The organism is Candidatus Methylomirabilota bacterium, assembly GCA_027293415.1.
Classification (GTDB): domain Bacteria; phylum Methylomirabilota; class Methylomirabilia; order Methylomirabilales; family CSP1-5; genus CSP1-5.
In genome coordinates this window covers 1-6,451 of sequence record JAPUFX010000036.1, presented here as the reverse complement: position 1 = coordinate 6,451, position 6,451 = coordinate 1, and the positions used below count along the sequence as shown (strand labels likewise).

Annotated in this window: 9 protein-coding genes and 1 pseudogene; 5 read left to right on the top strand and 5 right to left on the bottom strand. The window is 59.4% G+C overall.

Features of this window, described 5'->3' with window-relative positions; translation table 11 throughout:
* The 5 genes from ruvB to O6929_02495 all read right to left on the bottom strand — a co-directional run.
* On the bottom strand, window positions 1-781 hold a 781-nt coding region (ruvB, locus tag O6929_02515), incomplete at its 3' end, for a Holliday junction branch migration DNA helicase RuvB (GenBank protein ID MCZ6479269.1).
* Window positions 782-784: 3 nt separating this feature from the next.
* Window positions 785-1,399: a Holliday junction branch migration protein RuvA gene (gene ruvA / locus O6929_02510; GenBank protein MCZ6479268.1), complete on the bottom strand. Its 615-nt coding sequence runs from the start codon at window positions 1,397-1,399 to the stop codon at window positions 785-787.
* A gap of 10 nt (window positions 1,400-1,409) precedes the next feature.
* On the bottom strand, window positions 1,410-1,802 hold the full coding sequence (locus O6929_02505; protein MCZ6479267.1) for a hypothetical protein: 393 nt from the start codon (window positions 1,800-1,802) through the stop codon (window positions 1,410-1,412).
* Between the two features lie 25 nt (window positions 1,803-1,827).
* Window positions 1,828-2,364 carry a crossover junction endodeoxyribonuclease RuvC gene (gene ruvC, locus O6929_02500; GenBank protein ID MCZ6479266.1) on the bottom strand — a complete coding sequence of 179 codons (537 nt, stop codon included), beginning with the start codon at window positions 2,362-2,364 and terminating at the stop codon, window positions 1,828-1,830.
* Between the two features lie 140 nt (window positions 2,365-2,504).
* On the bottom strand, window positions 2,505-3,254 hold the full coding sequence (locus tag O6929_02495; protein ID MCZ6479265.1) for a YebC/PmpR family DNA-binding transcriptional regulator: 750 nt from the start codon (window positions 3,252-3,254) through the stop codon (window positions 2,505-2,507).
* A 317-nt stretch (window positions 3,255-3,571) separates the two neighbouring features.
* Here O6929_02495 and aroF point away from each other — a divergent pair, with 317 nt between their 5' ends.
* From aroF to O6929_02470, 5 genes and pseudogenes are all read left to right on the top strand, one after another.
* The gene (gene aroF, locus O6929_02490; protein ID MCZ6479264.1) at window positions 3,572-4,588 is read left to right on the top strand and encodes a 3-deoxy-7-phosphoheptulonate synthase; all 1,017 of its coding nucleotides are present in this window, start codon (window positions 3,572-3,574) and stop codon (window positions 4,586-4,588) included.
* Window positions 4,589-5,015: 427 nt separating this feature from the next.
* Window positions 5,016-5,159 carry a hypothetical protein gene (locus O6929_02485; protein MCZ6479263.1) on the top strand — a complete coding sequence of 48 codons (144 nt, stop codon included), beginning with the start codon at window positions 5,016-5,018 and terminating at the stop codon, window positions 5,157-5,159.
* Window positions 5,159-5,659, top strand: coding sequence for a hypothetical protein (locus O6929_02480; protein MCZ6479262.1), 501 nt, complete (start codon window positions 5,159-5,161; stop codon window positions 5,657-5,659). The genes O6929_02485 and O6929_02480 overlap by 1 nt, the downstream gene beginning before the upstream one ends.
* A 207-nt stretch (window positions 5,660-5,866) precedes the next feature.
* Window positions 5,867-5,977, top strand: a pseudogene (locus tag O6929_02475) (3-deoxy-7-phosphoheptulonate synthase).
* 192 nt (window positions 5,978-6,169) lie between these two features.
* Window positions 6,170-6,451: hypothetical protein (locus tag O6929_02470; GenBank protein MCZ6479261.1), on the top strand; the 282-nt coding region annotated here is incomplete at its 3' end.

Below are 6,451 nucleotides of genomic sequence, written 5' to 3'. Positions count from 1 at the left end.
CATCCAGTCCCCGTTCGTCCACCTCCAATCGCTCCAACGCCATCCGGGCGATCACTTGACTGATCACTCCATCTCCCAGCACTTGGGCAAAGTCCCGGACCCTCCTGAGCAGCCGATTCGCCACCCGAGGCGTCCAGCGGGCGCGACCGGCTAGCTCGCCAGCTCCCTCCGGACTGATCTCCACTCCCAGGACTTTCGCGGACCGGAGGATGATCCGAAAGATCTCTTCCTCGGCATAATAATCGAGTCGGTGCACGACCCCGAACCGATTTCGGAGAGGGGCGGTGATGAGTCCGGCCCGGGTGGTGGCCCCGATTAAGGTGAAACGGGGCAGATCCAGCTTGATGGTCCGCGCGTGTGGGCCCTGGCCGATGACCAGGTCCAATTGAAACTCCTCCATGGCGGGGTACAGGATTTCCTCTACCACACGGTTCATTCGATGGATCTCATCGATGAAGAGGACATCCCGGTCTTCGAGATTGGTGAGAATGGCTGCCACGTCCCCGGGTCGCTCCAGGACCGGCCCCGAGGTGGCCCGGACAGATACTTTCAGCTCTGCCGCGATGAGATGGGCCAGGGTCGTCTTTCCGAGACCCGGGGGCCCATGGAAGAGGACATGATCTAACGGCTCCCGCCTGCCTCGGGCCGCCTCGATGAAGACGCGGAGATTCTCCTTCACCTTCTCTTGGCCGATGTATTCCTCCCAGATCTTTGGGCGGAGGGTCGGCTCCCACTGCTGATCTTCCTCGAGGGGGCGACGACTCACAATCTGCTCGGTCATGCCTTATCCCTTGGCCTGCCCCGCGAGGACGCGCAGGGCCTGCTTTACCACCGCCTCGAAATCCTCTCCCCCGTCCACCCGTTGGGCTGCGCTGGCGGCGGCCTTGGAGGCCGCAGCGCGGCTGTAGCCGAGATTCAGGAGCGCGGAGACCACATCCTGTAAGACCCCTTCTCTTCGGTCCGGATCGGGTACTGCCGCCTCGATCGGCTCCAGAAGCAACCCGACCTTTTCCTTCAGCTCAAGGATGATCCGCTCCGACGTCTTGCGGCCCACCCCAGGAATGGCGCTCAGGCGCAGCAAATCCCCGCGCGAGATGGCCGGGATCATCTCTTCCGCCGTAATCCCCGAAAGGATGTTGATGGCCAGGCGGGGCCCAATCCCGGAAACGCCCCGGAGAAGGTTAAATATGGATCTCTCGAGTTCCGTCAGAAAGCCGTAAAGATTCCAGGCGTCGTCCCGCACGTGGGTGGCGGTATGGAGGAGGATCTCGGTCCCCTCTTCAGGGAGCCGGTAGTAGGTGGAAAGGGGGATGAAGACACGATAGCCCACCCCGTTCACGTCCACGATCACCTCCGCGGGGTCCCGCTTGGCCACCTTCCCCCTGAGCCGCCCGATCACCGAAGCCTCCCTAGAAAAAGGGAAGGATGAGGGTGAGATCGATGCGCCACGCTTCCTCCTCGCGGGTCATCGGAAAACTCTGAACACGCGGGCCACACTGAAAGCGGGGAACGGTGCGTCCTGTCCATTCAAAACCGACCCTTCCCGCGACGACGACCAGTCTCGGCGACTGATAATCCGCATTGTGTAATTCAAATGTCGTCCAACAGCAGGTCGTCTTGCATCCCAGACCCCGCATCCGGCCGATGAAATCTTCACGGGTAAAGAGGCGCTTGGTCGCCGTCGTCCCTCGATCGTAGACGGCTCCATAATCCTCAACGTTCCACAGTTTCAGAACCTCGACGAGGGCCGCAGTGGCTTCCGCCTTTGCCTGTTCAACCTCCTGGGGACTCGCCGCCCCCACAAGCACCAGCAGGAGGAGGACACAGCTACACCCTCGCGATCCGCGTGTGAAGGACCACCCCATGGATATGACAGATGGCCACCGCCAAGGCATCCGCCGCATCGGTGGCAGGGAGCCCCGACGAGAGTCCGAGGAGGGAGGCCACCATCCGTTGGACCTGCGGCTTCGACGCTTTTCCAAAGCCGGTCACCGCACTTTTCACCTCTAGCGGACTATACTCAAAGACCGTCAGGCCGGCCTCCACCACGGCTAACACGGCTGCACCCCTGGTATGTCCGAGCTGTAGCGCGGTCTTGACATTCTTGGAAAAAAAAATGCCCTCCAGGACCCCACATCCGGGCTGATGCTGCCCAATGATCGTCTGGAGAGTCTGGTGGATTGTGTGGAGTCTCTGGGGAAAGGCCTGACGGGGCGAGGTGGTGATCACGCCATGATCGATGGAGATGAGAGAACCGTTTCGGACCTCCACCACGCCATAACCGGTGGCGGCCATCCCGGGATCGATCCCCATCACCCGCAATCCGTTGGGTGCCTGCTCCCTAAGTACCCGTCCGATGCTCACCTCTCCGTGCTCAAACGCTGCTCCATTCTCTCTCTCCGATCACCGCCGACCGGGAAAGCCTTTCATGTTTTCCGTCATCGGATTACGGTCATCGGTCGTCACCCAACCGTCACCTGTGACCTGTCACTAGGACGGGGGCACTAGGCCGAAAGCGCCGCCATGATCTGTTCGGGAATATCGAAATTGGCATAGACCTGCTGCACATCGTCTTGCTCTTCAAGTCCGTCCACGAGACGGAGCACCTGCTCGGCCGTCTTGCCCTCGACCCGGATGGTGGATTGAGGCACCATGGTGATCTCGGCATGTTCGATGGGGAAGGCCGCCTGCTCCAACGCGGTTTTTACCGATCCAAAATCCTTGGGGGCGATGACGACCTCGAACGTCTGCTCCTCGCTCCGCACATCCTCCGCGCCTGCCTCGAGGGCCACTGCCAAAAGCTGCTCTTCGTCTACCCGGTTCGCCGTGACCTGGATCAACCCTTTCTTGTCGAACATCCAGCCAACACACCCTGCCTCGCCCAGGTTCCCACCAAGGCGAGAGAAGATCTTTCGCACCTCTGCCGTCGTCCGGTTCCTGGTGTCGGTGACCGCCTCCACCATCACCGCCACTCCCCCGGGGCCGTACCCTTCGTAGACGCACTCCTCGTAAGTGACCCCTTCCAGTTCCCCAGTCCCCTTCTTGATGGCCCGGATGATATTGTCCTGGGGCATGTTGCCGCCTTTGGCCTTGTCGATGGCATCACGCAGACGAGGGTTTCCCGCCGGATCCCCACCGCCGATCCGGGCCGCCACCGTGACCTCGCGGATCAGCCTGGTGAAGAGCCGCCCCCGCTGGGCATCGACCTTTGCCTTTTTATGCTTGATTCCTGCCCATTTGGAATGTCCTGACATCCCTGAATCTCCCTGGCTGGAAAATTACAGAAAAGGCCCCTCGCTGTAAAGGGAAATCTCCCCGGAAATCCCCTTGACAAGCCTCGGGGGTGGTGGTAAGTACGCTAACACATCCATCGAAACCCTTCAAGGAAGCCGCAGATGGATTTCAGGCATCTGAGAAGGTGGCGGTTCTTTTTTATCGGCGTCTATCCCCCGGTCGGCACCACCTGACGTCTTTGTCGTCGAGGATGGCCGCGGTGGGAGACAGGCCTCCGTGGCTTTTTTCTTTTTCTAGCCACGGGTGACCCCGTGGCTTTCGCTTTTGGAGGAAGACCATGATCATCGTCATGCAAGCCGGGGCACCGGAAGAACAGCTTCAAGAGATCCTGAGGCGCGTCGAGGAGTTAGGATATCACGCGCACGTCATCCGGGGGACCCGGCGGAATGTGGTGGGCGCCGTAGGGGATGAGCGGGGCAAGGCAAAGCTGCAGCAGCTCGAGGCGGTGCCGGGCGTTGAAAACGTCGTCCCGATTCTGCAGCCGTTCAAGCTGGCGAGTCGGGAGTTCCGGTCCGAAAAGACGGTGGTCAAGGTGGGCGAGATCGAGATCGGGGCGGACCGTCTCACGGTCATGGCCGGACCCTGCTCGGTCGAGAGTGAGACGCAGATCGTCGAGACGGCACATGTCGTCAAGGCGGCTGGGGCCACCATCCTCCGCGGGGGAGCGTTCAAGCCCCGAACGTCACCGTATAGCTTTCAGGGGCTCGGAGAGCAGGGACTCGAACTGCTCGCGCTCGCCCGCCAGGTGACCGGGCTCAAAATTGTCACCGAGGTCCTCAATGATCGAGACGTGGAGCTGGTGGCTCGCTATGCCGACATCCTCCAGATCGGGGCGCGCAACATGATGAACTTTGCCCTCTTGAACAAAGTCGGCGAGGCGCGAAAGCCAGTCCTCCTCAAGCGCGGCATGTCAGCCACGATCCAGGACCTGTTGATGTCGGCAGAGTATGTTCTCTCGCACGGAAATTATGACGTCATCCTCTGCGAGCGCGGGATCCGGACCTTTGAGACGGCTACCCGTTTCACCCTCGACCTCAACGCCGTCCCGGTTCTCCAGAAGATGACCCACCTGCCGGTCATCGTGGACCCGAGCCACGGCACGGGCCACTCGGACTATGTGACGGCCATGGCCCGGGCTGCCATCGCCGCCGGGGCCGATGGCCTCATGGTCGAGGTCCATCCCCGACCCGAGGAGGCCCTGTCCGATGGGGTGCAGTCCCTGACACCGCCCCGGTTCGCGGACCTCATGCGGCAATTGGAGCCTCTAGCTGCGGCCGTCGGCCGCACCCTCTAGTCTATCCCTCCCCACCACTCTGCTACCTTCGAGTTAGTTCTCCCTGTTTGCCTCTATGGGCACGAGCCCCCGTCCGCATCCTCGTGCCGATGGGATTCCTGTCTAACGAGGAGGTCTTGGAGGAGGTCAAGGTGGTGCGGCGGGAATAGGCCTGAGAATGAGGAGGCCGTTCGAGTTAGGAAAGAACACGTTTTGCCGTGTTCTGTACACACAATTACTTGAAATCATTGAGTTGGCTAAATCGAATCCGAATCCAGAGATTATCGTGGGCGACCACCCAGAAAATCCTTGACAAAGTCCTGGCAGGACGTAGATTATCCTTGATATAGTCAAGTGATACATGTCAAAAGGACCTTGCGGAAAATCAAGAAGGCAGCCTGGGAGCAGGGCTGAGAACTAGGAACCTGGGAAAGGCCATCCGAGTTTTGTGCCGCCGGACTCTACCAAACAGATCGTAGTCGGGTCCGGTACCCCGGGCGACCAGCGCGCCATCATGAACCTGCTCGCCGACCTGAAGCGTCAAGGCTTCATGTGGTCGTGGCCGCCTCCGAAGGCGAAGGGGAAAAAGTAATGATTGAATGGAGTGTGCGTTTCGAGATCAGCCGCCCCAACCTGGAATTCACTGAGGACCACGCGAATGGGGTCATGTCGTATTTGGAGCAGTATGCGCCTGTAGTAAGCTACGGCCTCCACGTGATGTCCGTCAGGTTTTGCGTTCACGCAGACTCACCCGACCGCGCGGCTAAGGATGGGTTGATGGTGGCCAAGTTTGCCATGCACCGTGCGGGTCTCGGCTCGGAGGGTATTGTAGCGTTCGAAATCAGTGATCGCAGCGATCTGGCTCGTACTCTCGAGGAACCCAACGTCCCTGACCTGATCGGTGTGGACGAGTTGGCGAAGATCCTGAAGGTATCCAAGCAGCGTGCTTCCGAGCTTGCGAAGCGCCGCGACTTCCCAAGGCCTATCGTCCGCCTCGCATCCGGGCCAGTGTGGAAGAAGAGTACTATCGCCCGGTTTGTCGCGTACTGGGACCGCCGGCCCGGTCGGAAACGAACATTAACTACCGCCTAGCAAAGTAGCAACGGCCCGCATCCATGTAGCCGGGGCCTCTCTCACGTAATTCAGCCTGAACTTGTCGTTCCTCTCCCCACTTCGGGAAAAGAGGGACAGCGCCCATTTTCTTTTGCTGGCATTGGGGCGATTATTAATGACGTCTTAAATAGGGACTTGTCTTATTAAAGTTTTCGGACGAAAACTTCAATAGCGGGCGGCGGGCGCCGGCCCGAAGAAGCCCTGTCCGACGGGGTGCAGTCCCTGACGCCCCCCCGCTTCCAGGAGCTGATGCAGCAACTGGAGCCGGTCGCCCTGGCCGTCGGCCGCTCCCTGTAATCTGTCCCCATTTCACCACCCAGCGACCTTTGAGGAGCTGCCATTCGTCTGCCTCTATCAGCAGGACGCTCTGTTTTTCTCTACTTAGCCCCTCAAGCTTTTTTAACTTGACAGGAAATATACATATAGCTATATTGTTTATGTATATATAAACAAATAATTCTATAGCATAGACTATGAAGCTTTACCCAAGTGAATCCCAACAATATCGCAGCACAGGGTGCATGGGGAAAGGTTGAGTGGGCTGTCGACGAGAAGGGCAATATGCCGGCTCGCGAGTTCTACCTGGGACTAACCGACCGAGACAAGGCGAAAGTGAATACCCTATTTGGACGATTGGCCGAGTTTGGTGAGATTAGGAACCGAGAGAAGTTTAAGCAGCTTGGAGCAAAGGCGGGACAACAAGCGCAAGGGCTCTGGGAGTTCAAAAGCTTCCAAGTCCGCTTCATCGGAGACTTTAGGCCTGGTAGGCGA

Bases quoted from the DNA above. Each gene is read 5' to 3' on its own strand.
- O6929_02480 (MCZ6479262.1), top strand. From the start codon at position 5,159: ATGATTGAATGGAGTGTGCGTTTCGAGATCAGCCGCCCCAACCTGGAA.
- O6929_02495 (MCZ6479265.1), bottom strand. From the start codon at position 3,254: ATGTCAGGACATTCCAAATGGGCAGGAATCAAGCATAAAAAGGCAAAG.
- aroF (MCZ6479264.1), top strand. From the start codon at position 3,572: ATGATCATCGTCATGCAAGCCGGGGCACCGGAAGAACAGCTTCAAGAG.